Below are 878 nucleotides of genomic sequence, written 5' to 3' on the forward strand. Positions count from 1 at the left end.
ATAACCCACTTAAAAAAGATAAATAATAATGAATTTTTAGAACACAATAAAATAGTTAAAAATTTATCTAGTTTTAAAGAAACAAAAGAATTTAAAAAAAGAAATTTAAAAACAAATATTTTACCATCAATGACAGTTAAACCAAACTTAATTAAAAAATTCAGAGAAGAAGCAGAAGAAAAGGATTGAAAATTAACTACACTTATGAATAAAATTTTAGAAGAGCGTTATGGAAAGGAAAACAATAATTATGAAGATGATTAGTTTTAGTAATAAAAAAGGTGGGGTAGGGAAAACAACTCTTTGCAAAAATGTTGCCTACAAGTTAGCACTTGATGGGGCAAAGGTCTTGTTAATTGACCTTGACCCCCAAGCAACCTTATCTGTTCAATTTGCAACAAAAGATATATTACAAAGTAAGTCATTATCAAAAATTATTAATGCTATTGATATGATACCTATAAAAAGTCTTATTCAATCAACAAAATATAAAAATATAGATATTATTGTTGGAAACGAAGAATTAAATAAAAGTAGTACTCTAATTAATACTATTTATCAAGAAAATGATAGAGATTTAATTGCAGATATTATTTATCAATCAAACCAAGAAACTTTTGATAGTTATGATTATGTCTTGATTGATTATCCCCCAACAATACAAGAATTAGGATTATCTTTTTTAACCTTATCTGATTTAATTTTAATTCCAATAAATAGCGGAATTGGTAGTTATAAGGGTATTGTTGATTTAAAAAATACATTAAATTTTATTTGCAGAAAAAATAACAGAAATTTACCAAAAATTAATATTATTCTTAATAATATAAAAGATAATGAAAATACTTCCACAGTTTTAGAATGATTAAAAWWTWWWT

2 protein-coding genes are annotated in these 878 nt (G+C 23.5%); both read left to right on the forward strand.

The features are described from left to right. The coding region (locus tag EHV01_RS06105) for a hypothetical protein (protein WP_422066682.1) at nt 1–264 on the forward strand (264 nt) is incomplete at its 5' end. Further along, nucleotides 251–878 (forward strand): ParA family protein (locus EHV01_RS06110; RefSeq protein WP_422066684.1); only part of this gene is annotated, 628 nt, incomplete at its 3' end. The genes EHV01_RS06105 and EHV01_RS06110, both read left to right, overlap by 14 nt.

This window comes from Spiroplasma sp. hy2, from assembly GCF_044714365.1.
GTDB lineage: Bacteria > Bacillota_I > Bacilli_A > Mycoplasmatales > Mycoplasmataceae > Spiroplasma > Spiroplasma phoeniceum.